Origin of the sequence: Cellulosimicrobium sp. CpK407, assembly GCF_051844275.1 — a bacterium.
Taxonomy (GTDB): Bacteria; Actinomycetota; Actinomycetes; order Actinomycetales; family Cellulomonadaceae; genus Cellulosimicrobium; species Cellulosimicrobium cellulans_G.
The window spans coordinates 26,832-53,432 of record NZ_JBGNYC010000015.1 but is presented as its reverse complement, the minus strand read 5'-3'; the positions used below and the strand labels follow the sequence as shown (position 1 = coordinate 53,432).

At 72.8% G+C, this 26,601-nt stretch carries 20 protein-coding genes; 1 reads left to right on the top strand and 19 read right to left on the bottom strand.

The window, feature by feature from the left end; all coding sequences use genetic code 11:
- Window positions 1-56: 56 nt before the first annotated feature.
- The 7 genes from ABWU78_RS08995 to ABWU78_RS08965 all read right to left on the bottom strand — a co-directional run bounded on the left by ABWU78_RS08995 (window position 57) and on the right by ABWU78_RS08965 (window position 10,301).
- Entirely contained in the window at window positions 57-2,117 is a 2,061-nt protein-coding gene (locus ABWU78_RS08995; RefSeq protein WP_353708695.1) for a DUF6541 family protein, read from the bottom strand.
- A gap of 3 nt (window positions 2,118-2,120) precedes the next feature.
- Complete coding sequence (locus tag ABWU78_RS08990; RefSeq protein ID WP_353708694.1) at window positions 2,121-2,954, bottom strand: glycosyltransferase; 834 nt, start codon at window positions 2,952-2,954, stop codon at window positions 2,121-2,123.
- Complete coding sequence (locus ABWU78_RS08985) at window positions 2,951-3,910, bottom strand: glycosyltransferase family 2 protein (RefSeq protein ID WP_439158148.1); 960 nt, start codon at window positions 3,908-3,910, stop codon at window positions 2,951-2,953. The genes ABWU78_RS08990 and ABWU78_RS08985 overlap by 4 nt, the downstream gene beginning before the upstream one ends.
- A gap of 138 nt (window positions 3,911-4,048) precedes the next feature.
- Complete coding sequence (locus tag ABWU78_RS08980) at window positions 4,049-5,359, bottom strand: nucleotide sugar dehydrogenase (RefSeq protein ID WP_253053175.1); 1,311 nt, start codon at window positions 5,357-5,359, stop codon at window positions 4,049-4,051.
- Between the two features lie 178 nt (window positions 5,360-5,537).
- Window positions 5,538-7,652, bottom strand: coding sequence for a cell wall-binding repeat-containing protein (locus tag ABWU78_RS08975; protein ID WP_439158147.1), 2,115 nt, complete (start codon window positions 7,650-7,652; stop codon window positions 5,538-5,540).
- 164 nt (window positions 7,653-7,816) lie between these two features.
- Window positions 7,817-8,950: an acyltransferase gene (locus ABWU78_RS08970; RefSeq protein ID WP_353708690.1), complete on the bottom strand. Its 1,134-nt coding sequence runs from the start codon at window positions 8,948-8,950 to the stop codon at window positions 7,817-7,819.
- A gap of 67 nt (window positions 8,951-9,017) precedes the next feature.
- Window positions 9,018-10,301: a cell wall-binding repeat-containing protein gene (locus ABWU78_RS08965; protein ID WP_439158146.1), complete on the bottom strand. Its 1,284-nt coding sequence runs from the start codon at window positions 10,299-10,301 to the stop codon at window positions 9,018-9,020.
- A gap of 218 nt (window positions 10,302-10,519) precedes the next feature.
- On the opposite strand from ABWU78_RS08965, the gene wecB reads away from it, so the two are divergent.
- The gene (gene wecB, locus ABWU78_RS08960; protein ID WP_353708688.1) at window positions 10,520-11,599 is read left to right on the top strand and encodes a non-hydrolyzing UDP-N-acetylglucosamine 2-epimerase; all 1,080 of its coding nucleotides are present in this window, start codon (window positions 10,520-10,522) and stop codon (window positions 11,597-11,599) included.
- Here wecB and ABWU78_RS08955 read toward each other — a convergent pair.
- The 12 genes from ABWU78_RS08955 to ABWU78_RS08900 are packed head-to-tail and all read right to left on the bottom strand — an operon-like array spanning window position 11,589 to window position 26,590.
- Window positions 11,589-12,668, bottom strand: coding sequence for a glycosyltransferase (locus tag ABWU78_RS08955; RefSeq protein ID WP_353708687.1), 1,080 nt, complete (start codon window positions 12,666-12,668; stop codon window positions 11,589-11,591). The two genes, wecB and ABWU78_RS08955, sit on opposite strands and share 11 nt — an antisense overlap.
- Window positions 12,665-13,774 (bottom strand): glycosyltransferase, encoded by a 1,110-nt coding sequence (locus tag ABWU78_RS08950; RefSeq protein ID WP_353708686.1) that lies wholly within the window; start codon window positions 13,772-13,774, stop codon window positions 12,665-12,667. The genes ABWU78_RS08955 and ABWU78_RS08950 overlap by 4 nt, the downstream gene beginning before the upstream one ends.
- Window positions 13,775-13,796: 22 nt before the next feature.
- Entirely contained in the window at window positions 13,797-14,933 is a 1,137-nt protein-coding gene (locus ABWU78_RS08945; RefSeq protein ID WP_439158145.1) for an acyltransferase, read from the bottom strand.
- Window positions 14,930-16,066, bottom strand: a complete 1,137-nt coding sequence (locus tag ABWU78_RS08940) for a glycosyltransferase family 1 protein (RefSeq protein ID WP_353708684.1) — start codon at window positions 16,064-16,066, stop codon at window positions 14,930-14,932. Before ABWU78_RS08940 ends, ABWU78_RS08945 begins: the two co-directional genes overlap by 4 nt.
- The gene (locus tag ABWU78_RS08935) at window positions 16,063-17,205 is read right to left on the bottom strand and encodes a glycosyltransferase family 1 protein (protein ID WP_353708683.1); all 1,143 of its coding nucleotides are present in this window, start codon (window positions 17,203-17,205) and stop codon (window positions 16,063-16,065) included. Before ABWU78_RS08935 ends, ABWU78_RS08940 begins: the two co-directional genes overlap by 4 nt.
- Before the next feature lie 29 nt (window positions 17,206-17,234).
- A complete protein-coding gene (locus tag ABWU78_RS08930; protein WP_353708682.1) occupies window positions 17,235-18,365 on the bottom strand; it encodes a glycosyltransferase in 1,131 nt (376 codons plus the stop codon).
- Complete coding sequence (locus ABWU78_RS08925) at window positions 18,362-19,492, bottom strand: glycosyltransferase (RefSeq protein ID WP_353708681.1); 1,131 nt, start codon at window positions 19,490-19,492, stop codon at window positions 18,362-18,364. Before ABWU78_RS08925 ends, ABWU78_RS08930 begins: the two co-directional genes overlap by 4 nt.
- Complete coding sequence (locus tag ABWU78_RS08920) at window positions 19,489-22,125, bottom strand: glycosyltransferase (RefSeq protein ID WP_353708680.1); 2,637 nt, start codon at window positions 22,123-22,125, stop codon at window positions 19,489-19,491. The genes ABWU78_RS08925 and ABWU78_RS08920 overlap by 4 nt, the downstream gene beginning before the upstream one ends.
- Before the next feature lie 2 nt (window positions 22,126-22,127).
- Window positions 22,128-23,930 carry an ABC transporter ATP-binding protein gene (locus ABWU78_RS08915; RefSeq protein WP_375824186.1) on the bottom strand — a complete coding sequence of 601 codons (1,803 nt, stop codon included), beginning with the start codon at window positions 23,928-23,930 and terminating at the stop codon, window positions 22,128-22,130.
- The gene (locus ABWU78_RS08910; protein ID WP_439158144.1) at window positions 23,927-25,177 is read right to left on the bottom strand and encodes a glycosyltransferase family 4 protein; all 1,251 of its coding nucleotides are present in this window, start codon (window positions 25,175-25,177) and stop codon (window positions 23,927-23,929) included. Before ABWU78_RS08910 ends, ABWU78_RS08915 begins: the two co-directional genes overlap by 4 nt.
- 1 nt (window position 25,178) lies before the next feature.
- Window positions 25,179-26,141, bottom strand: a complete 963-nt coding sequence (locus ABWU78_RS08905) for a glycosyltransferase family 2 protein (protein ID WP_253053147.1) — start codon at window positions 26,139-26,141, stop codon at window positions 25,179-25,181.
- A gap of 2 nt (window positions 26,142-26,143) precedes the next feature.
- Window positions 26,144-26,590 (bottom strand): GtrA family protein, encoded by a 447-nt coding sequence (locus ABWU78_RS08900; RefSeq protein ID WP_439158143.1) that lies wholly within the window; start codon window positions 26,588-26,590, stop codon window positions 26,144-26,146.
- Window positions 26,591-26,601 lie beyond the last annotated feature (11 nt).

Genomic DNA, 26,601 nt, shown 5'->3' with positions numbered 1-26,601 from the left:
TTCGGCAGGTGCCGGACGGACGGCGTGGTCGGCCCCGCAGAGCCGCCACAGGACCTTCACGAGCCGCCGTCGTCCTCGAGCCCGCACGCGGTGATGCGGTAGAGACGGGCGTCGCCCTCCTGGGCGACGAGCTCGCCGACACCGGCCTCGACGAGGCCGTCGAGACCCTCGAACCCCGCCGGGGGAGTCCCCCACAGCAGCCGACCGCCGCGCATGACGTACCCGACGTCGAGGTCCTCGACGGCCTCGCAGACGCTCGGGTCGGTGAGGGCGTCGCGCAGGTGGCCCGCGACGAGGAGCCGGTCCTCGTCGAGCCGGATCCCGGTGTGCGGGAAGACCGACTCGCGCCCCGCGAGCGCCCACGTCAGCGAGCTTCCGTCCCACGGGTTGCCCACGACGGCCACGCCTTCCGGGACGACCTCGGCCACCGTCTCCAGGATCTCGATCTCGTCCGCGTCGAGCAGCCCGGCGGACCCCTCGGCGGACGGGTCGACCCGGTACACGTGGGACACGTAGGCGAAGGACTCGCGCATCGTGGCGGTGCGCGGGAGCAGGACCGACACGGCGACCGCGAGGACCACGGTGACGGCAGCGACGACGAGCGCCGCGCGCCGTCCGTCCGGGTGCAGCGCGAACGGGCCGGTCGGCACCCGCGCGAGGCGGAGCAGCGCGGTCACCGCCCAGCCCGCACCGACGACCGCCAGCGGCACGCCGAGCAGCGGCAGGAGCGCCGAGATGCGCTGCGGGTCCGCGTACCAGTACCCCGTGAGCAGGGGGCGCAGCGGGCTGTCGACGCCGCGGACGACGACGTAGAGGACCGCGACGATCCCGTAGGAGAAGGGCAGCCACCGCCAGCGCGCGACGGTCAGGCACACCACGGCACCGAGGACGACGAGACCCGCCACGACCAGGTTGGGGACCCCCGCCGCGAGGTTCTCCGGCTCGGGGAAGTTCGGCGTGGTCGACGGGTGCATCGCCGTCAGGTCGAGGACCTCGCGCGCCGCGTGCCGCCACGACGCCGTCACCTCCCAGGAGCTCTTCTCGCGGAACTGGTCGATCATCGACACCCGTCCCAGAGCCCAGTAGCCGATCCCCGCACCCACCACCGTCAGCACCGCCGGGAGCGCCGCGACCACCGGGCCCCGGCCACGGCGCCGCAACCGCCCCGTCGTCTGGACGAGGGCCGTCACGACCACCGGGACGACGACGTACCACAGCGCGAACAGCCCGTTCGGCTGGGCGAGCACGAGGGTGACCATGCCGAGCAGGGCACCTGCCGCGGGCGGCAGGCGGCGGGGACCCGTCCTGCGGACCAGCGCCAGGACGCACAGCGCGAGGGCTGCGGGCAGCACCGCGTAGGAGAGGAAGTTCGGGTACAGCAGGCCGAACGAGAACAGCCGGTTCGGGTACTGCGTGAACGCGAAGGACAGCGGCGCGACCAGGCCGAGCAGCACGGGCGACGTGCCCAGGATCGTCCGGGCGAGGGCGAGCAGTCCCGCGACCCAGACGACCGAGCCGACGAGGACCGAGACCCAGTTCGCCGCGACGGCGATGTCCGTACCGGTGAGCTGGACCACCAGGGAGACGATCCCGTGCCACAGACCGGGATAGAACGCCGTCGGGGTGTCCGGGACGGTCAGGTTCATGTGGAGCGAGGACGCGTCGCCTCGATCGAGGACGAGGGCGACCGAGTTCAGGTGGAACGGGGTGTCGAAGGTCTGGGCCACGCGATCCGGTCCCCCGACCGCGACGAGCGTGCGCCGCACCTGGAGCACGACCGCCGTCACGCTCGTCACGAGCACCACCGCCGCGAGCAGGCGTCGCGACGGGTGGGCGCCGCGGACGCGGGGCGTCCACGGGCCGCACGCCCGCCGGAGCAGGAGCGCGACGGCGGCGAGCACGACGCTCCCGGCGACGACCGGCCACATCCCCCACGGCACCCCGGCGGCACCCGCGACGACCGCGACGATCCCGATCACGCCGCCGCCGAGCAGGGGCGCCGAGCCCCACGCGACGAGGCCGCGGAGCCCCAGCGCGTACGCGGGCAGGACGCCCGGCAGGAACAGGACGAGCAGGGATGCGACGGCGACGGGCCACGTCGCGAGCCACTCGGCCATCGCTCAACCTCTCCTGTCCGCCAGGAACGTGCGGTACAGCGCCGTCCGGACCTTCTCCGGGACGAGACGGTACCCACCCCGTACGACGACGTTGCGCAGCGCCTGTGCCCGCGACGTGAAGCCGATGCGCCGCATCCGGCGCTGGAGCTCGATCTCCGACCGCAGCAGGCGCGTCCCGCCGCGCCGCGCGTACGCGCCCGCACCCACCCGGTAGAGCAGGAGCGGCTCGGGAAGGTTGCGACCGCGGGCCCCGCGGGCGAGCATGCGGGCGAAGAGCCAGTAGTCCTCGAGGAGCGGCAGGTCCTGGTAGCCGCCCGCGGCCTCGACCGCGGACCGGCGGTACACGACGGTCGGGTGGTTGAACGGCGAGTGGAAGCGCGCCCCCGACTCGATGTCCCTGCTCGACAGCGGGGGCACCCGCACGAGGCCCGGCTCGTCCTCGGAGACGAACTCCTGGATGGCGGTCCCGACGATGTCGTACCCCTCGGCGACGAGCGGGATCTGGCGCGCGAACCGCTCCGGCCGGCACACGTCGTCGGCGTCCGTGCGGGCGACGATCTCGTGGCTGCACCGTGCGAGCCCCGCCTCGAGCGCGAGCGCGAGCCCCACGTTGCGCTCGAGCCGGACGACCGTCACCCCCTGCCCCGCCGACTCGATCTCCGCGACGACCTCGCCGAGGGCAGGACCCACCGGGCCGTCCTGGACGAGCACGACCTCGGCGGGCGGGAGGTGCTGCTCCGACGTCGCCGACCGGAAGGCCCTGCGCAGGTGGGCGGCGTCGTCGCCGTGGTAGACGGGCAGGAGGAGCGAGAACGGCGGCAGCGACACGGTGGTCATGCCGCGGGCCCCCGCCGGCTGCGCCCCGCGTCCAGAGCGTCGACCTCCGCGGTCAGCGGGCCCATGTCCGCCAGCACCGCCGCGTTGCGCCGGGGACCGCGGAGCAGCCCGTCCCGCGCACCGCGCAGACCTGCCGAGCGCAGGACGTCGCGGTTCCGGGAGCCACGGAAGGTGCGCGCCCACCGCCGCAGCGACGCCCCGAGGTAGAGGAACCGCTCCTCCGGCGAGAGCGAGGGCGAGCGCAGGAGCATCCAGAGCTTGTTCCGCACCTCGTAGTAGAAGCGCTCGCCCGGGTCGGCGTCCGTGGCCCCGAACTTCTTGGTCCGGTGCTCGACGACGGACGCGGGCACGTGCAGGCCCGTCCCCCGGCGCAGCAACCGGGCCGAGTACTCGAAGTCGTCGTTCCAGATGAAGTAGTCCGCGACGGGCAGGCCGTGGTGCCGGACCGCCCGCGCGTCGACCAGCATCGAGACGAACGAGGAGGACCGCACGGGAAGAGCCCCGGACTCCCGGGCCCGCGCGATCTGCTCCGCGGACGCCCCCGGGCGACGGCGCGGCGTGTTCATCGGGTGGTCGCGGCCGTCGTGCCAGACGACGCGGCTCCCGAGCAGCGCGACCGGACCCGGGTACGCCTCCCGCGCGGCGAGCAGCTCGGCGAGGGCGGTCGGTGTCGGGATCGTGTCGTCGTCCATCAGCCAGACGAGGTCCGCGTCGAGGGCCTCGACCGCATGGGCCATGCCGACCGCGAAGCCGCCGGCACCGCCCGTGTTCTGGGGCAGCTCGAGCACCTCGGCCCCGACGGGGTGCTCGGCCGCCACGACCGCCGAGTCGTCGTGGGACGCGTTGTCGACGACGACGACCGCGTCGAGCCGACGGGTCTGCGCAGCGAGCGCGTCGAGCGCCTCGACGAGCAGGTCACGCCGGTCGTAGGCGACGACGACCGCGGCGATTCGCATGGAAAACCTCGGGGATCGGCTGGATGGAGACGCGCGAAGGCGCTCGTGCAGGATAGTCCACCCGCAGCGGGTGGATGCGCAGGTCAGGAGGTCTGCCGGCGACGTCCGGGCGACGTGCGGGAGGGCGCCCTGCGCGCCTCAGGCCTCGTCGGGGGCGTCGCCCCGCCCGAGCACGACGCGCGGCACCCCCGCCCAGCGCCCGGCGTCCGTGACGCCGCGACCGTCGACGACGAGCCGCGCCCCGGGCACGCTCTCGCGGCCGGTCTCGCGGTACTCGGCATGGTCGGTCTGGACCACGACGACGTCCGCCCGGTCCCCCAGGTGGAAGGGAGCGAAGCCGAGCGCGGCGAGCTCGGCGTCGGAGTAGAGGGGATCGTGCACGCGGACCGACGCGCCCCGCGCCTCCAGGGCCTTCACGGTGGCGAAGACCCCGGAGAACGCCGTCTCCTTCACGCCGCCGCGGTACGCGGCGCCGAGCACCACGGCGTCCAGCCCGTCGAGCGACCCCAGGAGGTCGACCGCACGTCCCACGACGCGCTCCGGCATGGACGCGTTGACCGCGCGGGCCTCGCGCACGATCGACGCGTCCGGGTCGACCGACAGGTACAGCCGCGGGTACACCGGGATGCAGTGCCCTCCGACGGCGATCCCCGGACGGTGGATGTGGCTGTACGGCTGGGAGTTGCTCGCGTCGATGACGGCGTGCACGTCGATCCCCTGCTTGTCGGCGAACAGGGCGAACTGGTTGGCGAGGCCGATGTTCACGTCGCGGTACGTCGTCTCGGCGAGCTTCGCGAGCTCGGACGCCTCGGCCGAGCCGAGGTCCCAGACTCCGTTCGGGCGGTCGAGGTCCGGGCGCTCGTCGAAGTCGAGGACGGCCTCGTAGAACGCCCGCGCCCGCTCCGCCCCCTCGGGCGAGAGCCCGCCGACCAGCTTGGGGTACTTGCGGAGGTCCGCGAACACGCGACCGGTCAGCACGCGCTCCGGCGAGAACACGAGGTGGAAGTCCTCGCCCTCCACCAGGCCCGAGATCTCCTCCAGCATCGGCTTCCACCGGTTGCGCGTGGTGCCGACGGGGAGCGTCGTCTCGTACGAGACGAGCGTCCCCGGCGTCAGGTGCTCCGCGAGGGACCTCGTCGCGGCGTCCATCCAGCCGAAGTCCGGCGCTGCCGTCTCCTCGTCGACGAACAGCGGGACCACGAGCACGACGGCGTCGGCACCCGGGATCGCCTCGGAATAGTCGGTGGTCGCGCGCAGCCGTCCGGCCGGGACCAGCTCCGCGAGCTTCTCGGCGAGGTACGCCTCGCCCGGGAACGGCTCCCGGCCCTCGTTGACCGTGGCGACCGTACCGGCGTTGACGTCGACTCCGATCACCTCGTGTCCCTTGGACGCGAACTGGACGGCCAGGGGAAGGCCGATCTTCCCCAGGGCGACGACGGCGATGCGCATCGAGTGTTCCTTCCGGCGAGCGGGTGGTCGGTCCGGCAGCGTGTCCCGGATCCGGGGGACCGCGACGGTGTCGTTCAGCGTCGAGCGGTCGGACCACCGTGCAGGATACGCGAGGCGCCGATCATCGCGGCAGCCGGTCGCTCACCTCGACGAGGAGCGGCACGTCCGAGCGCGTGGGTCAGGGCGCGGGCTCGCTCAGGTACCCGGCGAGCGCGGCGCGCACGGGGTCGGACACCACACCCGGACCACCGAGCACGACGATCCGCGCGGGGTCGAGCCGCTCGAGCTCCGCCGCCACGGCAGCGGGAAGGCTGTCCTTCACGGTGAGGAGCACCGGCCCACCACCCGCTCCGGCCGCGGGCGCTCCGGAGAGCCCATCCGGGAAGTTGAGCCCGTTCGCGACGTAGACGACGGGGACACCAGGGTCGAACGTCGCGGCCGAGATCGCGGCCGACGTCGCGAAGCGGTCCGCTCCCGCGGCGCGGGTCACGCTCTTCGACGGGGTGTACTCGGCGAGCTGCTTCGCGACGGCGGCGGAGACCGAACCGGTGCCTCCCAGCACGACGATCCGGCCCGGACGCAGCCGCCGGAGCTCGGCCGCGACCGACCCGGGGACGGCGTTCTGGCTGATGAGCAGCACCGGCGCCTTCCGAGCCCCCGCCGCGGGGGCGCCGGAGAGCGCATCCGCGAACGCCAGACCGTTCGCGACGTAGGCCACCTCGACTCCGGGGGCGAAGGTGGCAGTCGAGATCGCCGCCGAGGTGGCGAACCTGTCGGCCCCGGAGAGGCGGCGCACCTGCCCTGTCGCCGTCAGGCTCTTCAGCTGGGTGACCACGTCCGCGGAGACCACCCCGGCACCGCCGAGGACGACGATCCGCTCCGGTCGGAGCCGCTTGAGCTCGTCCACGACGGGGTTCGGCACCGTCGTGGGCCCGACCAGGAGCATCGGGGCACCGGAGGCGGCAGCGGCCGGTCCTCCGGACAACGCGTCCGGGAACGCCATGCCGTTCGCGACGTACGCGACCTTCACCCCGGGCGCAAAGGTGGCGGCCGAGATCGCCGCGGACGTCGCGAACCGGTCGGCACCCGAGATCCGCTCGACCGCGGTGCCGAGCTCTCCGAAGTACTGGGAGGCACGGCTCTGGATGTACGACAGCTTCCCGTAGGCGAGCGTGCCGGGGCACTCGGTCTGATGGGTGTCCCGGTGACCGAAGACCTTGGGGAGGACCACCGACTGTCCGGCCTCGAACCGGCCGCCGGCCGTCCTGCTCGCCGCGGTGAACGTTGCCTTCCCTGCCGGGTCGACGCCGTACTGCGCGAGCCGGTAGGCGATGATCTTCGCGACGCCGTCGAGCTGCGCCGTCGAGGGTGCCACGTTCGTGTAGGTGCCGACCATCGCTACCCCGACCGTGCCCGTGTTGAAGCCACCGGTGTGCGCTCCGATGAGCGCTCGCTCGATGCTGCCATCGGCCCCCTCGTAGACGTTCCCCCACTTGTCGACCAGGAAGTTGTAGCCGATGTCGCACCAGTCGTTCCCGGACTGGTGGAACGCCTGGTCGTTCCTGATGATCTGCATGGCCTCGGCCATCGACGTGTAGTCGTTCGCGTTCACCGTGTGATGGACCGCACCGCCCTTGAGCGTCGCTGCCGAGCCCCAGGCGCAGGACGCCGGAGCCGCGCCCCACTGCTCACGCGTGATGATCGTCGGGAAGGGGGTCTCCGCAGCCGAGACCGCAGCGGCCCCAGCCACCGGCGCGGCCCCGGACCTCTGTGCGGCCGCCGAGCCTGTCGGTTCGGAGGAGACCGTCGTGACCTGGACGCCGTCGGGCAGGGTCGCGTCGTCGTCGACGGTGGCGATCTCCACCGCGTCCGAGTCGCCCACGTACACGGTGCTCGACGACACGACGTCGCTCGTCGCGGCGTCCGCTCCGTCTGTCGCCCGGTCCACGTGGGTCCATGGACCCCACGACCCGTCGATGGCCCGCGCGCGCAGCCGGATCTCGGGCACGGCTGCGTCGATCTCGGACGACCACGTCACGGCGGCGGTCTGGAAGCTCTCCGCGACGGCGACGGCACCGTTCTCGGCGACGTCGTGCGTCTCGACCTGAGCCGCCTGAGGACCCACCTGGGGCAGGGCGGCGGCGACCGGTGGCGCGTCAGCCTGCCCCGCCGTTGGCTCGAGCACGGACGACCGGGGCAGGGCGCTCCCCGCCGGTGCGAGCACCACGGAGAGCACGAGCAACGGGGTGACGCCGTACGAGAGAGCCTTGCCCGCGACGGAACGTGCCGACACCGGCGCACTCTTCGTGACGCTCGGCCTCGGTGTGGTCCGTGCAGAGTGACGCGCCACGGGATCGCCTCCTAGGGATGCGCGGAATGTCCGCCTCGACACAGAATGCGGACGAAGGGAACTTAGCCCAGATCACGGCCCGGGAGAAGCGCCGCGTCCTGACGCGCCTACAGGACGCGTCGGACGACCGGGACCCGGCGGAGCAGGAGCACGATCGCGTAGGTCACCACGAGGACGAAGACCACACGCCCGAGCATCAGCGGGGCCGAGCCCGCCGCCTTGGCGCCCCCCAGGACAGGCAGCGCCAGCATCAGGTTCCACACGATCAGGTGGAGCACGAACACGCCGAGCGTCGCGTCTCCCGCGACACGACCAACCGCAGCGGCGCGAGGCGTGGCCAGCAGACCGAGCAGACCGCCCGGCCTCACCACGCTCTTGACGACGAGATACACGAGGACGGCGTAGACCTGGACCTGGACGCCGTAGTACGTCGTCGGCAGGAGCTGGCGCACGAGCTCCGGTGCCGCAGGGTTCTCCCAGAGCCACCACTGCAGCACGCCGATCCCCGCCGCGCCGACGGCTGCCGCGGCGAGGACCCAGCCGCGCAGCACGACGTCGCGCAGGCCCCAGCCCAGCAGGTAGAGGCCGAGGTACGGGATCCACCACGTCCAGGCCGTGTGCACCCACGCGACCGGTAGCCCGAGGACACCCTCGGCGGCTGCGGACGCAGCCGTCATCCCGACGAGTGCGGCTCCGGCGACGCACACCGGGCGTCGTCCTGTCGTGCTCACCCACGGCACGAGCACCGGGGTGACCAGCGCGAGCCCGAGCACGATCCAGAAGAAGTAGAGCGCGGTGTAGAGCCGCCCCGTCGCGGACTGCTCGACGAACGCGCGCACGCCGAGGTTCTCGCCCAGCACCGCCACGCAGAAGGCCCACCAGACCAGGTGCCACACGACCACGGCGGGGAGCAGGCGCAGCGCTCGCTTGCGCAGGAAGGCCCCGGCCCCGGCATACCGTGCTGGGTCGAGCAGCAACGCCCCGCTGACCAGGACGAACGCCGGGACGGCATAGTCCGATCCGAAGTCGAGCCAGATCGCCAGGTTGCCGTGGAACGTCCCCCGGGCGCCGTCGACGATGGCGTCGTGACCGACGACGTGGATGCACACGACGGCGGCGATCGCGAGGACACGAAGCCACGAGACCCATTCGAGGCCGGTGACGCCGGCGGTCGGCAGCCGCGACGACGCCGCGATGGCCTCGCGGGAGGGCACCGGGGTGGAAGGAGGGGGGGAGGCCACGGGCAGGAGCGTACCGGGGCCCCCGGACGAGGTGTCCGAGGGCCCCGGCTACCGAGGGCCGGGCGACTCAGCAGGTCGTCAGGTTCTCCACGGCGGCATCGAGCACGCCCGGGCCGCCGATGACGTAGAAGCTCGTGACTCCCCACGAACGCGGGTCACGCACGGCCTGCGCAGGGATGCACGACGGCAGCGACAGGTAGAGCGGCTCGAAGAAGTATCCCGCCATAGCCCCTGCTGAGAGGGCGTCCGGGAAGTTGAGGCCGGAGGTGTAGTTCACGGAGCCCGGCGTCAGCACGCCGTCGGCGTGGAGCAGGCCGAAGAGGTAGGCGTTGATCGCGTTCGCGGTGCCGAACCGGTCGTTGCCGGCGAGTCGCGTCGGGACGGTCACCCAGGGCTGAGCCAGGAGGTTGCGCTCGTAGGCCGACGAGATCGACGCCGCCCCGCCCACGAGGAAGAGGTACTCCGCGCCGAGCCTGTCGCGCAGGAGGACCGTCGTCGCCGCGTCGGCCGTCGTCGCCCGCCCGTCGACGAGCACCACGGGCGAACCGACCGTCGCCGCGGCCGCGCTCGCCGCGAGGGCGTCGGCGTAGCCCGTGCCGCTGGCGAGGTACGCGATCCTCGAGGCGTCCATCCCGCGCGCGGCGTAGTCGAAGCCGCGCTGGACCACGACGCGCGACGTCTCATAGCGGTCCCGACCGGCGTCCCGCCGGATGTTCGGCTGGATCGCCGCGAGCTGCGCGTACGCCGCGTCGGACACCGAGGCGGTTCCGCCGACGACGACGATCCGTGCCGGGTGGAGGCGCTCGATCTCCCACAGCACGACCTCCGGGATCGCGGCGGCCGGGGTCAGGAGCAGCGGGCCGCGGTTGAACGCCGCGGCCGGCGCCGCCGACAGCGCGTCGGCGTAGCCCATCCCGCTCGCGACGTACACCACCGGCGCCGCCTGCTCGTCGGCGTCGATGCGACCGTTCAGGACACCGGACCGCCCGCCGTCGCCGAGGCCGTAGAGGTGCGAGACGGCGACGGCGGTCTCCCAGCGGTTCTGGCCGTACACGCGGTCGACGCTCTCGTCCGCCGCGACGGCGAGCGCGGCGGGCTCGGCCCCGAACGCCCGAGCGGCGAGGGCTTCGACGGCGACCGAGTCAACGGGCTCGGTGTCCTGGGGACGGAAGGCCCGGAGGTGGGCGACCCGCTCCTGGGCGGCCGCGACGAGCGCCGCGTCGGCGCCGTCCGGGGTGCTGGGAGCGGCCTGGGCGGGAGCTGCGAAGAGGGCACCCGCGGTGACCGTCGCCACCGCGCACGCGAACGCAACGACCCGGGACCGGGCCGTGCGCGAACTTCCTGTTGCCATGGGCATCTCGACTTCCTCGACGATTTGCTCGAAACGGGTGAACCCGTCGACGACGGCCCCCCGAGCGCCGTGATCGTAGCGTTCCCGAACGCGGGGAGGAAGCCGCTGTCCGACCGACACCCACGCGGGGCCGTCGACGGGCACGCCAGCCGCGAGGGCGACCTCTCGACGAGTGCCCTGCGGAGCCTGACGCCCGGCTCCCGTTAGCATCGATGTCCGTGAAGATCCTCAGCGTCGTGGGCGCGCGCCCGCAGTTCGTCAAGCTCGCCCCGATCGCCCACGCCGCGACCGCCGCCGGCGTCGAGCACGTCATCGTCCACACGGGGCAGCACTACGACCCGATGCTCTCGGACGTCTTCTTCTCGGAGCTCGGCATCCCCGACCCGGACGTCCACCTCGGTGTCGGGTCCGGGAGCCACGGCGTCCAGACCGGAGCGATCCTCGGTGCGCTCGACGCCGTCCTCGACGCTCACGCCCCAAGCTGGGTGCTCGTCTACGGAGACACCAACTCGACGCTCGCCGCGGCCTTGAGCGCCGTCAAGCTCCATCGCCCGATCGCGCACCTCGAGGCGGGACTGCGGTCCTTCAACCGTCGGATGCCCGAGGAGCACAACCGCGTGCTCACCGACCACGCCGCGGACCTGTGCCTCGCGCCGACGCAGGTGGCGATGGACCACCTCGCCGCCGAGGGGCTCGCGGCACGCTCCGTGCTCGTCGGGGACGTCATGACCGACGTCCTCCACCAGGTACGCGACGCCGTTGCCGACCGCCCGCTCCCGCTGCTCGCCGAGGCCGGCCTCGAACCCGGGGGGTACTACCTCGCGACCTTGCACCGTGCCGAGAACACCGACGACCCCGCGCGGCTCCGCGACCTCGTCGCCAGCCTCGCAGGGCTCGACCGGCCCGTCCTGCTGCTCGCCCACCCTCGTCTCGTCGCGAAGTGCGCCGAGCACGGTATCGAGCTCGAGACGGGAGCTCTCCGTCCCCGCTCGCCGCTCGCCTATCCGGACCTCGTGGCGGCGGTCTCCGCCAGCGCCGGCGTCGTCACCGACTCCGGCGGCCTGCAGAAGGAGGCCTTCCTCCTGCGCGTCCCGTGCACGACGCTGCGGACCGAGACCGAGTGGGTGGAGACCGTCGAACTCGGCTGGAACGTCCTCGCCCAGCCGGACCAGGTCCGCGACGCGGTGACCCGTCCTGCGCCAGAAGCGACCGGAGCCGCGCCGTACGGGGACGGGCGCGCGGCGGAGCGCGTCATCGACGTGCTGCTCCGTGACGCGCCGGGCGAGGTCAGCGCATGACCTGCCGGTACGCGGACTCGTAGCCCCGACGTACCGTCGCGGCCGAGAAGCGGTCACCGACCGTCGCGGCGACGTCCGCGGCGGAGAGCTCGGCGGTCCGTCCGAGGACGGCACACACCGCACGCGCGTACGCCGCCCCGGACTGCGTGCCCACCAGCTCTCCCACCGCGGGGTCCAGGTATTCGGCGTGACCACCGTTCGCGCCGGCGACGACAGGCCGGCCGTGGACGAGCGCCTCCGCGGCAGAGACGCAGAAGTTCTCGCGGAGCGTGGGCAGCAGGAAGAGGTCGGCCCGGTCGAGCTCGGCGAACACGCGGGGTGCGGGTAGGCGGCCGACCAGCCGGAGCCGGTCCGCGACGCCCCGCTCCCCAGCCCGACGCAGCACGTCCTCGCGCAGCGGCCCGTCCCCCACCCAGGTCAGCGACACGTCCGGTACGTCCGCGGCGAGGAGCGCGAGGGCGTCGACGGCCGTGAGCGGGTCCTTGCCCGGTACGAGACCGCCCACGGCCACGAGCCGGCCCGCCCGCGGCCGGGGCACCACGGCGTCGGGCGGCTCCACGACGCACGGCACGACCTCCACCGGTCCGCGCCGGAGACGCCCGACGGGCCGGGCGAGATACTCGCACACGGCCGTGACGGCGTCGGGCCGGGCGAGCGCGCGGCCGAGCAACGGCATGGCTGCCCGCCACGCCCAGGGGAGCGAGCTCGGGTTGGAGATGCCCGACCAGTGCTCCGTGTGCACCCACGGCACACCCGGGCGGCGGGCGAGGAACGGCAGGAGCGACGGAAAGGCCATCGTGTGCACGACGTCGAACCCCCGCGCGAGACGACGCGCCGCCCGGGACGCGCGGATCCAGTGATCGGGCCGCGCAGGGTCCATCGGCACCTGCCGGACGACGACGCCGCCACGCACCGAGAACGGGTCGCCGGACGCGAGGCGGGGCGCGACGAGATGGAGGACCTCGACGTCGTGCGCGGCCGCCAGCGTCAGCACGTCCTTCTCGACGAACGCACCGGTCGCGGGGTCGTCCGCGCTGGGGTACCACGCCGTGACCACGAGGATCCTCATGCCGCACCCGCCCCGCGCGTCGGGCGCGAGCGACCCGCGAGCGCCGACGCGACCATGAACCGTAGCGGGGCCTCGCGGTGGAACGACCACCGCACGTCGCGCGGCACGAGCGTCCCCGGCCGGCCGAACCGTCGCCGCGCGACGGAAGCCGCGACGAGGACGTCGGCTCCGACCGTCGTGTCCAGGACCGCGTCAAGCAGCGCCCGGTCGGCACGAGAGAAGGGCGCGGCCGCCCGGGGGGCCGCACCAAGGAGCTCGACCGTGGCCTTCCGGAGCGCGGTGCGGTCGTCGGGCCCCCAGGCCGTGGCGTCGGGCCGGTTGTGGACGGCGCCGAAGACATGGATACGGACGAGCTTCCGTACGACCGCGTCGCGGACGTCCTGCGGCAGGTCTCGCAGTTCGCGGACTACGCGCGGGACGTAGGCGAGCTCGGTACCGACCGGTCTGGACTCTCTCGTGACCCTGCCCGCAGTGTCGTCCATCACCACGTACGCCGGGCCGCGGTCGAGGCTCACGGCCGCACCGGAGAACCACAGCGCGTGCACGTAGGAGATGTCCTCCCCCACCTCCACGTCCGGGGTGAAGCGCAGGGCGCCGAACCGAGCCGTCGACACCAGGCCGAGCGGCGCGCTGCGGTAGGCCAGACGATCGCGGACCCCGTCGAGGTGCGCGCGGCGCCAAGGTCGCGCGGGCGGCGTCCGCATCGGGGGGCCCGCCTCGTGGCGCACCCGTGCGACGACGACGTCGGCACGGTCCCGCCGCGCGGTCCGGAGCCACGAGTCGACCGCCCCCGGCTCGAGCACGTCGTCCGAGCCCAGGACGGACGTGAACGGTGCCGTGGCAGAGTCGAGACCGTGGTTGAACGGGCCTGCCGGCGATCGGACCCCGTCCCGGTGCTCCAGGACGCGTACCCCCTCGCCCAGGCCGTCGAGGAGCGGAGCCACCGAGTGCGCCCCGATCTCGTGGCAGACCACCGTGACGCGCACGCGCGCCCGGTTCCGTAGCGCCGAGCCCACGGCCCGTGCGACGGGGCGACGGACGTCGTGGACCGCGACGACGACGTCGACGTCGGGTCCACGTTCGGGAGCGGAGACATCAGCATGCACGGAGGGCGACGCTAGCACCGCTCTACAGCACGGACCGAACGACGGGCACGCGCCGCAGGACGAGAGTGGCGGTGTAGGAGATCACCAGCACGCACGCGACGCGGGCGACGAGTTGGACGGAGGACCCCGCGGCCGCGTCACCCCCGAGCGCCGGGATCCCCGCCACGACCGGTACCAGGAGGAGGTGTGAGCAGAAGACCCCGAGGGTGGCCGCGCCGAGCACTCGCCCGACCCGCGCGGGAGCCGGACGTGCCAGGACGCGGCCGACGCCGCCCGGTCTGACGAGCGCGCGGGCGACGAGGAGGACGAGGACCGCGTACACGTGCACGCCAAGCCCGTAGTAGGAGACGGGCGAGACGACCTGCAGCCAACCGGGCGCCGCGGGGTTGCGCCATTGCCACGTGAGCAGCGCGCCCAGCAGGACCGCGGCGGTGCCCGCAGCGACGAGCGCCACGCCCCGCAGGACCACGTCCCGCAGCGCGCTCCCCAGCAGGTAGAGGCCGAGATAGAACAGCCACCAGGTCCACGGGGTCTCGACCCACACGGGCGCGGCCTCGAGGCCGTTCCGCAGCGCGACCGTCAGGACGGGCATGCTCGCGGCGCACAGCCCCGCGAGGAGGAGTGAGCGTCGCGGGGCCGTGGCCACCCACGGCACGAGCACCGGCGTCACTACGACGAGGCCGAGCACGACCCAGAAGTAGTAGAGGTGCGGGTAGAGCCGACCTGTGACGGTCAACTCGAGGAAGTCCCGGACGCCGATCTCCTGGTCAAGGTACACCACCCGGAACGCCCAGTAGACGAGGTGCCAGACGACGAGTGCCGGCAGCAGGCGGAGCGCGCGTCGGCGCAGCAAGTCCCCCGTGCCACGAAACCGAGCCGGGTCGAGGAACAGTGCGCCGCTGATCATGACGAAGACCGGGACCACGAAGACGAAGCCGATGTCGAGCCAGATCGCGAGCCAGCCCAGTCGCGACGTCCTCGCCCAGGGCGCGAGCGCCGTGGACCCGACGACGTGGATGGTGACCACGCCGACGATCGCGAGCACGCGCAGCCAGTCCAACCACGCGAGGTCGGGGGCCGACCCGCGCGCGGGCGCGTCGACGTGCGCCGGGACCGGGACGCGCGGAGCACCCGCGACGTCGGTCGTGCCCGAGGTCACCCCGGCCTCCTGGCGACGAGCGCCTCGACCGCGTCGAGCCACGGCCGCGACCTGACCTCCGCGGAGAGCTCGCGGGCGGCGCGGTCCGAGGCGCGCCGCCACTCGTCGACCCTCTCGACGTCGAGGCCGTCCAGGATCGTGCGCAACGCCTCGGCGGTGAAGGACTCCGTCACGGTTCCGAGCGCATGGCCGCGCACGACCTCCTCCATCTCGGGAGACGGACCGATGACGACGCCGAGGCGTGCCTGGACGTAGTCGAACAGCTTGTTCGGGAGCGCGGCCGCATAGTTGGGGTTGACCGGCGGAAGGACGAAGACGCCCACGTCGTAGCGGTTGAGCGTCGCGACGAGGTCGTCGTACGCGACCGGCGGAAGCACGCGCACCCGCGCGGAGCCCGCGACGCGTTCCTCGAGCTCGCGGGTGTACACCGGGTCGTTGGGGACGAGGTAGAGGTCGAGCAGGACGTCCGACGACGAAGCCTCCACCGCGTCGATCATGAGCTCGAGCGAGCGGTTCCGCTGCGCGACCCCGCTGTGGACGAGACGGACCGGTCGTGCCGTTGGGTGCGGCGCGAGGTCCGCGTAGGGCGTGGCGTTCACGACGACGTTGACCGGGGCGCCCAGGTCACGTGCGTAGCGTCGTGCGAGTGTCGGCGCGACGGTCGTGAACGAGTCGGCGCCGCGCACCCGTGTCCGCACGAGCCAACGGAGATAGGGGGCCACGAACCAGCGCCAGCGCCGGAGCTCGCTGTTCTGGCCCGGCGCGTACTCGTGCAGGTCCGCGTGCACGCCACCACGGGGGCAGAGCTCCACCGCGAGCGGAACCGCCTCGACGTCGTTGGCGAGGACCACGTCGAACGCGCCGACCGGGAGATGCTCCCGCGCCCAGGACACGGCCGAGTTCCTGCGGTACACCGCCGCGTAGCGGCGCAACAGCAGCAGCCGACGGTCCTTGACCCACGCCATGCGGTCCGCGGGCACCTCGACGTGCGCCGTGACTCCCTCGGGTGCCGGGCCGTGACCGCAGGTCGTGACGTCGTAGTCCTGGGCGAGCAGGCGTACCTGCTTGAGGACACGGGCGTCGGACGCGATGTTCGAGAAGGACAGGACGAGGACCGACGGGCGTTCGCTCATCGGGTACCGACCCTGGCGAGCCCCGCGATGACCTCGTCCCAGACGGCGACCTGAGCATCCGACGCCAGGTCGTGCGCCGACGCGTCCGAGGCGGCCTTGAGCGCCGCGACACGCGCAGGGGTCAGGGCGTCGAGGACCCGCGCCAGCGCGTCCGCGGAGAAGTCCTCCGTCACGAGGCCGATCCCTCGTTCCCGCACCACCGCCGCCATCTCGGGTGACGGACCGACGATCAGCGCGACCCGGGCCTGCACGTAGTCGAAGACCTTGTTGGGCAGCGCCCACTCGTTGTTGAAGTTCACCGGCGGGAGGACGTGCACGCCGACGTCGTACCGGTTGAGCGTCGCCAGGAGCTCGTCGTAGGGCACGGCATCGTGGACTGTGATCTCCCGGCTGCTGTGCGCCGCGCGCTCGCGCAGCTCGGTCAGGTAGCCAGGGTCGTTCGGCGTGAGGAAGAGGTCGAGCGACACCGGGGCGGTAGACGCGTCGACGGCCTCGAGGAGGAGCATCAGGTTGCGCTTGCGCAGGCTGGCTCCGCTGTGGACGAGCCGCACCGGTTCGACGACCGGCCCGGGCGACAGCGCGGCGTACGGCGCGGCGTTCGTCACGACACGGCACTCGACGCCCAGCTCGTCGCGGTAGGCCTCCGCGAGCCCGTCGCCGACGGTCGTCGCCGCGCCGGCGCGCGCCGCATAGTGACGAGCCAGCCAGCGGTAGTAGGGAGCGATCCGGCGGACCCAGGCCGGGTTGTCCTCGTGCAGGCGCGGCGAGTACTCGTGGAGGTCGGCGAGCACGTGCGCCGGCTCGGCGACATCGAAGGCGACCGGAACCGTCTCGAGGTCGTTGGCGATGGCCACGTCGAAGCGACGACCCGCCAAGACGCGGCGGGCCGCCCGCACCGCGGGGACGGCACGGTGCACGAGCGGGTAGACCCGGGTCGTCACCAACCGTCCGTCGAGCTCGTGACGTGCGTCGTCGGGGATCGCCAGGTGCTCGACGCCCTCCAGGGGTGTCGGCCCGTAGCCGCACGTGGTGACGTCGTACGAGGCGGCGAAGTGCCGGATCTGCTTGAGCACCCGCGCGTCTCCCGCCAGCGGGGAGAACGACACGATCAGCATCGTCCGCCTGCTGCTCTCGGCCATGGGTCCGCTCCAGGGGTCTCGAAGGTGGGTCAGTGGGTAAGGAGCTCGTAGCGTGCCCGCAGCTCGGCGGCGCTCTGCCGTGAGTCGCGCTCCTCGACGACGAAGCGACGCGCCCGGGCTCCCATCGCCGCCCGCTCGCGCTGGTCCAGCGCGAGCAGCTCCCGGAGGGCGTCCGCCAGCGCGCGCGTGTCCCGCTCGGGGACGACAATCCCGGTCTCGCCGTCGACGAGCATCTCCGGTGCCCCTCCGGAGTCGTACACGACCGCGGGGACGCCACACGCCTGGGCCTCCGCGGTGACGAGACCTGCCGCTTCCCGCCAGTCGCCGTCGCTCTGGGTCGGCATGACGAACACCGCCGCGGAACGCATCGCCTGCCGCACGCGCTCACGGTCGACGAGACCCTCGGGGCGGATGTGCGGATGCTCCTGCGCGGCGCTCGCGACCACGCCTGCCAGGCTCCCATGACCCACGACGCGCAGGACGTGCGGGACGTCCGCGGAGAGCATGACCGAGGCCCGGATCGCGTCGCGGATGCCCTTGCGCTCCTCGAGCCCGCCGACGAACAGGATCTCGGGGAGCTCAGTCTCCTGCGGCGTCCCGGGCGTGAAGAAGTCCGTGTCGACGCCCTGGTACTGCACCTCTACCGAGCGCGCCGGGTAGCCGCGCCGTACGGCCTCCCCGGCGAGCCACTGGCTCACGGTGAGGAGCGACGTCGCGCGGCTGGCGCAGCGTCGGAGGTTGACCGCCGTGAGGAACGACCAGACGTCTCTCACCGGGGCGGAACGGAGGAACACGTCGTAGCCGTGCAGGGTCACCAGGAACGGGACACCGAGGTCGGCCGCCGCGCCCGCGCCCGCCAGGCTCCACGTCGCGAAGTGCTGGTGCACCAGGTCAGGTCGGAACCGACGCACCTGCGCGCGGAGCCGTGGGACGGCGGACTGATAACTGAGGACGGTCCGCCAGCCCCCCGCCCCGGACGGCACGACCCCTGTGACGAGGTCACGGAGCCGCGGGTCCGTGACGCTCGCAGCGATCGCGAAGACCCTCCCGTCCACGTCCGGCATGTGCCTGAGGTGCTCCGCCACGAAGTAGGTCGGAGGGATCGAGACGGGGCCCGTCGTCACCGCCACACGCAGCGCGCCCCGGTCGGGGCCGCTCATCGCCAGAACCTGTCTGCGACGAAGTAGCGGAGCGTGCCCTCGCGGTCGAGGGCGTGGAGCGGGTTCGGCGGGAGTAGCCGTCCGGTCCGCGACGTCTGCGCGCGGCGCGCGACGGCCGTGACGATGCGGCCCGCGTCACTCCGCGGATCGAGGCAAGCGTCGAGCAGCACCCGGTCGGCAACCGAGAACGGCCGCAGGACGCCGCGCTCTACCTGCACCAGTCCCCGGGCCACCTCGTGCAGGTACGCCGTCTCCGCCGCGGACCACGAGTCGGCCGGCCCCCGAGCGACGACCGCCCCGAGCACGTGGATGCGCAGCACCTTGATCGCGACCGAGCGGCGGTACGCCCGAGGCATCCGCGCGAACCACGTCTGCGCGAGGAGCGACTCGTACGGTGCCAGCGTGACCGTGAGCGGGCGCGGCGTCGTGGTCACGCGTGTGACGGCGTCCTCGCCGATGACGTACGCCGGGTCCTGACGGCCGAGCTCGACGCGGTCCGCGAGGGCCCACAGCCGCAGACCGAGTGCAAGGTCCCCGCCGACCTTCACACCGCTATCTAGACGGAGCGCGTGCCGGTCGAGCGTGGCGCGACGCAGCAGTCCGAGCGGGGCCGTCCGGTACGCGAGCCGATCCTTGACCGGGTCCAGACGACTGCTGCGGAACGGACGGGCGCGGGGGGTGTTGATGCCGGACCCGCTCTGCGCGCGCAGCCGCGCCATCACTACGTCCGCGCCGGTCGCTTCGGCCCGGTCGGTCCACGCGCGAAGCGCACCGGGCTCGAAGAAGTCGTCCGATCCGATGATCGAGACGAACGGCGCCGTGGCGGCGTCGAACCCCGCGTTGAAGGGGCCGGACGGGCTGCCGAGGCCGTCGTGCACCTCCAGCAGGCGTACCGATGGGCCCAGCCGAGGGTCAAGGACGCTCGCAACCCGTGCCGCACCGAGCTCGTGGCACGCGACCGTCACCCGGACGGAGCCCGTCGGGCTTCCTGCCGTCGGCCCGACCGCCGACGCCACAGCCCTGCCGACGGGCCGGGTCAGGTCGTGTACCGCGACGACGACGTCGACCCGCGGCGAACGGGCCGCCGAGGCGTCGAACGCGCCCACGGGAATGATCTCGGACGTCATGCGTCCCCCTCGATGAAGGCGCTGAGCACCTCGGCGCTCCGCGTCCCGTCGTGCACGGTGGCGACGAATGACCGCCCCCTGAGGGCCACGTCACGTGCGGCCTCGCGGTCCTCGAGGATCTCGGACAGCACGCGCACCACGTCCGGGCCGGTGCTCTGCACGACGGGCAGGTCGAGGCCCGAGGCACGTCGCACCTCGGCGCGCACGTCCGTGGAGACGTACGAGACCACCAAGCGCCCGGACGCCATCGCTTCGCACGCCGCGACGCCGTAGTTCCCCACCCTGAACTGGTCCAGCACAACGTCCGCGTCGCCGTAGAACGCCGGCATGTCGCGCCAGGACAGGCCCTCGGCCCGTCGATACTCGATCAGACCCCGGCGGTCCAGCTCCACGAGGCCCGGCTCGACGAGGTCGGTCCCCTTGACCGCGGACCTGCTCGGCGCGTGCACCACCACCGGGACCCGCCGCGTGAGGACGTCCTCGCGCGCGGTGTCCGACCAACGTGCGGGGTCCACGACGACGGGAACCCACCGGGCGGACGGGACGTCGGTCAGCAGATCAGGGGTGGTCACGAACGTCAGGACGCCCGCGGTCCCGAGCTCGTCCGCGAGCGCGCGGTTCCGTCGCGCCTGCTCCTCGTACCGCTCCGCACCGAGAAACGGCGGTTGCGCGAAGTGCGACCACGGTTCCCGCTCCAGGTGGGCGCTCGGGAGGCGGACGTCCGAGCCGTGGAAGAGCAGGGCGACACGCACGCCGTGGTCCAGGAGGTCGCGCACCTCGCTCTCGACCGCTCCCGGGACCGCAGGCGAGTACAGGGTCTGGCCCGACTCGACGATCACATGGGTGAACTGCGAGACGTACTCCCGCTGCCTACGCTGCCAGCCGCGCGAAGCCAGGTAGACCGACTTCCCGACCACCATGTCCGCCGGGAACAGGAGCGTCCCGGGACCGGGCGACGCCTTCATCGAGACGGCGCCCACGCCCCCGTGCCGCTCGACGGCCCGGGCGTACGCGTCTCCCTGCCCCGCGTAGTTCGTCGGCGCGACGTACAGCCGACGCCCCGACGAGGGCAGGGGTGGCGGCGCGACCTCATCCGCGGCGGAGAACCCGAACACCGCACGGTCGTAGGCGTCCCGGAGAGGATCGGGGAACTGGTGGACCGCCCTGTCCACGACCGCACCGAGCCCGGGGGGCAGCCTCCGCCGGTGCTTCGTCCAGGCGGCGACCGCCCGGTGCACGAGGGACCGCCGCTCCGTGCCGGGCAGGAGCACCCGCCGGTAGACCTCGACGAGGTTCTGCACCTCCGACTGCCACGTGAGGGAGCGCGCCGCCGCCCGCGCCGCCGTGCGGTAGGCGTCCCCGTCCTCGAGCGTGTCGAGAATCCGGCGCGCCGCAGCCGACGGGTCGGAGAAGTCGACGACCACGCCCGCACCTGCGTCGGTGACGACCTGACCGATGTCGGGAAGGTCGGACGCGACGATGGGCAGCCCGGCATGGAGCGACTCGAAGAGCTTGTTCGGCAGCGAGAAGCGCAGGCTCAGGGTCAGGGGCTCGATCGAAACGACGGAGACGTCCGCGTCCGCCGCCGCCTGCGCCACCTGCTCCGGAGGGACCGCACCGACGGCATGGACCCTCAGGCCGACGCCGAGGCTCTCGGCGCGCCGGTCGAGCTTCTCCACGAAGGTCGACGACGCGGGGCCGAGCAGCACGAGGTGGACGTCGGCGGGCAGGCGCGACAGGACGGACAGGAGTTGCTCGAGCCCGCGCCCGATCGTCACGGCACCGATGTGGACGACGACGCGATCCTGCGGCGACAGACCTGCGAGCCGTCGCAGCGAGCCCTGGGACGGGTCGGGCTCGCCCGAGCGCACGGGGACGTTCCGCACGAGGGTCGGCAGCTCGCGAAGCCGTAGCACGTCCTTCAGCCGGTGCGCGATGCTCGGGGAGACGGTCACGACGGCGGCCGCTCGGGGCGCCAGCCGTCTCTCGACGAACGCCTCCCACCGACGTGCCACCGGGCGGTGACCCGCCTTGATCCGGTGGGTCCAGAGCTCGTGCGAGTCGTAGACGAACGGGACCCCGAGCCTCCGCGCGGCCGCCCACGCGGGGACGAGCGTGTTCGCGTCGTTCGCATGGATGGCATCCGGTCGCCACGACACCAGGGCGCGGTAGGAGCGGGCGTGGTACGACGCCAGCCGCAGCGTGTGGTGCATGCGCATCCAGAGGTCGACGACCGTGCCCTTCGCGCCGCGGAGCTCGACCGGTGCCGGCGTGGCGTTCGTCGTGCCCGGGCCGTCGCTCCGCGGCGCGCCGACCGGCGGCGTGGCATCTCCACGCCCGCGTCGCAGGAGGGAGACCTGTCGACGCGCCCAGGCACCGGCCCGGGCCGGTGCGTGGTCGAGCTCGAGGACAGGAACCCTGAGTATCTCGACGTCGCGACCTCGCGCTACGAGACCGGGTGCAGCCTGGAGGTGCGCCGAGAACGCGACCAGACGGACGACCGCTCCGGACGCCGCGAGCGCATCGGCCGTCTTGAGCACGCGGGCGTCGGTCGACGCGTCGTTGAAGACGAGCAGCGCGATCCGCGGCCTGCGCCCGCCGCGCGCGCCAGGGAGCGAGGAGGATCCCGCCACGGTCACCGCGCCGTCTCGGGGCCGCTGCCCGCCAACCCGGCGAGCACCGCCTGCTTGGCGAACTCCGGGACCGAGGCGACGAGCTCGTCGAAGGTCCCCCGGGCCGTGATCGTTCCGTCCTCCATGAAGCACACCATGTCCGCGTTGCGGATCGTCGACAGCCGGTGCGCGACGGCGATGACCGTGACCTCGCCGTGGAGCTCGTTGATCGCCGCCGTGACCTCGGACTCGGTCTGCGAGTCGAGGGCGCTCGTCGCCTCGTCGAGCACGAGCACCAGCGGCTGCGCGTACAGGGCCCGCGCGATGCCGACCCGCTGCCGCTGTCCGCCCGACAGCGCGACACCGCGGTCTCCGATCCTCGCGTCGATCCCCCCGGGGCGGGCGTCGACGACGTCGAGCAACCGTGCTTCTCGAAGCGCCGACCGCACCCGCTCGACGTCGTAGTCCTCCTCCCACGTGAGAGCGACGTTCTGCGCGACGCTCGCGTCGAAGAGCGCGACGTCCTGCGGGACGTACCCGACACGCGAGCGCCAGTCCGCGAGAATCTCGTGGAGCGGGACGCCGTCCAGCTCGACCGAGCCTTCGGACGGTTCGAGGAGGCCGAGGAGAAGATCGACGAGCGTCGACTTGCCCGCGCCGGAGGATCCGACCAGCGCGACCGACGTCCCGAGGGGGATCGTGAGATCGACGCCGCGCAGAGCGGGCGTCTCGACACCCGGGTAGGTGAACGAGACCCCGTTGAGCACGAGCGTCGTGGGGTCGCCGTGGATGGGCTCGTGCCCGACCCGCTCCGCCCTCTCGATGTAGCCGCGGGACGCCTGGATGTCCAGGATGACCGCGCGGACGTGAGGGATCGTGGACGCGGTCTGGGTCATCACGGCCTGGAACCCGGTGAGTGCGGGCACCATCCGGAAGCCGGCGACGCCGAAGAAGGCCACCGCGCTGATGGCGGCCGCCTGCCCGTCGAGCGCGAAGGTCACGCCGCCGACGAGGACGAACCCGCCCACGAGCGCCGTCTCCAGGACGTACTTGGGCACGCTCGAGAGGAACGAGATGTTCGATCGCGCCCGGGTGGAGTGGCGGCGGTTCTCGTGCACCACCCTGGCCACCGCAGGGGCCTGGCCACGCAGCGTGACCTCCTTGAGCGCTCCGACCATCTCGGTCATCAGCCGGCCGACCTTGATCGAGTAGTCGCGGTTCACCCGACCGGCCACCAACGCGCGGCGAGAGACGGCGAGGTAGAGGAAGAGCGCGATGATCCCGAGATAGGCAATGGTGATCGCCGCCGTCACGGGCTGCGCGATCACCAGCACCGTCAGCACCGCCAGGAACGTCGTCGCGAGGGCCGGGAGCGACGCGACGGGGAGGAGGAAGCCGGACGTCGTGTTGCCGATCCCGACGTCCGCGAGCCGCACGAGCTCCGCGGTGTTGCGCTTGAGCCGCTCAGTCCACGGGGCGCGGATGTAGGCGTCGAAGAGCTTGTCGCCGATCTCGAGCTCGTACGCGGCGAACCGTCGCGTCGCGACCCACTGGAGGACGACGCTGAACAGCCCCTTGAGGACGATGAGTCCGGAGACCGCACCCAGGATCCAGAGGATCCCTCCAGCGGGCAGCTGCCCCAGAACGGGCAGGGACACGCCTTCGCCCGCCACCATCGAGGTGAGGGTGAGAGCGAGGAGCGCCAGCGCCGCCACGTCGAGGAGCGCCAGCGAGCTCAGCGCGACGGAGTACCCGACCAGGAAGCGGCGAGCGCGCCTCGGGAGGAGCGGGAGGAGGTCCCGCAGGGTTCCCCAGACTTGTCTCACGCGTCGTGCTCCTCGGTCAAACCAGGCGATGGTCGGACGCCGCCCAGTGTCGGCGCCGTTAGTCTATGGTCCGGGACGCGCGACGCCGCCACGGCGATCCGCGCCACCTCGGCCGCCGACGCCGCGATCGACGCGTGCGTCCGCGCCCAGCCGGCGCTGCGCGTCCTCGGGCCGTCGTCCGCGGGGGCTTCGAGCAAGTCTGACATCGCCTCAGCGACGGCGTCGACGTCGTGCGCGACAGCGCGGCCGAGGCCGTTCTCCTCGATCACCCCCCGCGCGGGGCCGGGGCCGGCGTACAGGACGGGTGTCCCCGAGGCCGCGCCGGCGAGCACCTTCGTCGGGAACGCGAAGTCGTAGCCCTGGCCGGGGCGCAGGCTCACGAGGGCGACGGCCGCGCCGCGCAGCCATGCCGCGGCCTCTGCCTGCGGGACCGGGCGTAGCATCCGGACGCACGCGCCGCCGTCGGGCAGCGCGCGCGCCACCGCCTCGAGGTCCGCCCACGCGCTGCCCTGCCCGAGGACGACGAGCGTGGCGCCGGGCACCGCCTCGGCGACCGTGGCCATGGCCCGCACGAACACGTCCGCTCCCTGCCACTCCGACGTCGTTCCCGCGTAGATCGCGTAGGGACCGGCGGGAGCACCGTCCGGGACGGGTCCGTCCGGCCGGAAGACGTCCGTGTCGATGCCGTTGCGCACGACGACGGTCTCGCGGGCGCCCAGCGCCCGGGTGCGCTCGGCGACCTCCTCGGTCACCGCGACGACGCGTCGCGCACCGCGCAGCACCCAGCCCTCGACGCGTCGCACGGCGGCGACGACCGGCGCTGGCGCACCGGTCGAGTTCACCGCGTCGGACCACACGTCCGCCGCGTAGTACACGTACGGGACCCTCCGCACCACGCACGCGAGGCGTGCGACGAACCCGGTCGTCGGCGGTGGCTCCACCACGACCACGTCCGGGCGGGTCGAGAACAGCAGGCGCAGGAGGAGGGGGACGTCGAAGCTCAGGTACTGCAGATAGCCGCGGACATAGCCGGTGCGGTCGCGTAGCACAGGCCATCGCCGGATGCGCACGCCAGGGTCCGGGTCCTCGGGGGCGGGTGCCTGAGGTGCCGTCGTCGTCAGGACGGTGACGGCCGCGCCGCTCTCGACGAGCGCCCGCGCCAGCGCGCGGAGACGGAACGAGGCCGCCGCCGGCTCGGGTGAGTAGATGCGCGTCGCGAGGACGACCCGTGGCCTGCGGGAAGTCATGTCAGCCCTCGTCGAACGGTGCGAGCGTCGGGGTGTCGGGGCTCTCCTGGATGTCGAGCTGCAACGACGACACGAGCATCTGGACGCCGAGCACGAACGGGGTGACCGCGAGGAGGACCGTCCCGGCCGTGGCCGGCGGCGAGTCCCAGGTCGCGGCGATGATCCAGACCCCGGCGACGACGCCGAAGAGCGTGAGGAGGAGGCCCGAGAACAGCAGCAGCGCGACGGCGGAGAACGACCAGAGGACGTACCGGTACCAGATCCGGTACCAGTACCCGCGGAAGAGCAGGCTGAGCAGCTCGGGGACGACCTTGCCCAGACGGATGCTCGACACCTCGGCGCCGTACACGGCGGGGATCGGGACGTCGACCGCCGCGGTGCCGGCCACGTTCAGGTGGATGAGCAGGTCGTTCTCGAAGCTGTAGCGCTCCGCGACGCGGTCGAGCGCGAGCTTCTCCAGCACGGACGTCCGGATGGCCGTGTACCCGTTCTGCGGGTCGAAGAGGTGCCAGTACCCCGACGCGAACTTCGTGAGGAACGAGAGCACGATGTTCCCGAACACGCGATATCGGGGCATGCCCGTGTACGAGTCCGGGCGGAAGAACCGGTTCGCCTTCGCGAAGCCGTAGCCGCCGGAGGTCACCGGGTCCAAGAGGTCGGGAAGGTAGTCCGGGTCCATCTGGGCGTCGCCGGCCATGACGACGTTGACGTCCGAGCCCAGCCCCATCGCGGTGCGGTGCCCGGTGATGATCGCCCCGCCGACGCCCTTGTTCACCTCGTGGCGCACGAGCGTCACGCGCGGGTCGTCCAGCGCCTTGACGACGTCGGAGGTCCCGTCGGGGCTGCAGTCGTCCACGATGACGATGTCGTCGACGAAGTCCGGCATCGTGGTGACGACCGTCGCGATCATGGCCTCCTCACGGTAGGCCGGCACGACGGCGGCGATCCGCGCACCCTTGTACATCCTCAGCTCTCCTTGCGGTCGTGCTCGACGGGCACCTGAGGCCCGGCTCGGTCGTCGCCGGGTGCGGCGGGTGCCGCGCGCCCGCCGAAGACCCAGTAGCGGTAGGCGAAGTAGTTCCAGACGGTCTGTGCGACGGTGACCGCGACCTTGCCGACGGCATAGCCCCAACCGAGGTGCTCGAAGAGACCGACCACCGCGATGTTCGCGAGCGAGTTCACCGCCAGGAGGACGCCGTACCGCCACAACGCGGGCCCCGTCGGCATGGCACCGCCGAAGGCATAGCGCCGCTGGAGCGTGAAGTTGAACGCGAAGCTGCCCCAGAACCCGACCGTCGTCGCGAGCCACAGCGGCGCACCGAGCACCCGGTAGCTCAGGGCGAGCAGCCCGAGGTCGAGGAGGAAGGCGAAGCCGCCCACCAGCAGGTAGCGGAACGCCGAGTGCCCGAGCACTGTCCGCACGA

Coding starts and splice junctions, on each gene's coding strand:
- ABWU78_RS08995 (WP_353708695.1), bottom strand. CDS start 2,117: ATGGCCGAGTGGCTCGCGACGTGGCCCGTCGCCGTCGCATCCCTGCTC.
- ABWU78_RS08990 (WP_353708694.1), bottom strand. CDS start 2,954: ATGACCACCGTGTCGCTGCCGCCGTTCTCGCTCCTCCTGCCCGTCTAC.
- ABWU78_RS08985 (WP_439158148.1), bottom strand. CDS start 3,910: ATGCGAATCGCCGCGGTCGTCGTCGCCTACGACCGGCGTGACCTGCTC.
- ABWU78_RS08980 (WP_253053175.1), bottom strand. CDS start 5,359: ATGCGCATCGCCGTCGTCGCCCTGGGGAAGATCGGCCTTCCCCTGGCC.
- ABWU78_RS08965 (WP_439158146.1), bottom strand. CDS start 10,301: ATGGCAACAGGAAGTTCGCGCACGGCCCGGTCCCGGGTCGTTGCGTTC.
- ABWU78_RS08955 (WP_353708687.1), bottom strand. CDS start 12,668: ATGAGGATCCTCGTGGTCACGGCGTGGTACCCCAGCGCGGACGACCCC.
- ABWU78_RS08940 (WP_353708684.1), bottom strand. CDS start 16,066: ATGAGCGAACGCCCGTCGGTCCTCGTCCTGTCCTTCTCGAACATCGCG.
- ABWU78_RS08935 (WP_353708683.1), bottom strand. CDS start 17,205: ATGGCCGAGAGCAGCAGGCGGACGATGCTGATCGTGTCGTTCTCCCCG.
- ABWU78_RS08930 (WP_353708682.1), bottom strand. CDS start 18,365: ATGAGCGGCCCCGACCGGGGCGCGCTGCGTGTGGCGGTGACGACGGGC.
- ABWU78_RS08925 (WP_353708681.1), bottom strand. CDS start 19,492: ATGACGTCCGAGATCATTCCCGTGGGCGCGTTCGACGCCTCGGCGGCC.
- ABWU78_RS08910 (WP_439158144.1), bottom strand. CDS start 25,177: ATGACTTCCCGCAGGCCACGGGTCGTCCTCGCGACGCGCATCTACTCA.
- ABWU78_RS08905 (WP_253053147.1), bottom strand. CDS start 26,141: ATGTACAAGGGTGCGCGGATCGCCGCCGTCGTGCCGGCCTACCGTGAG.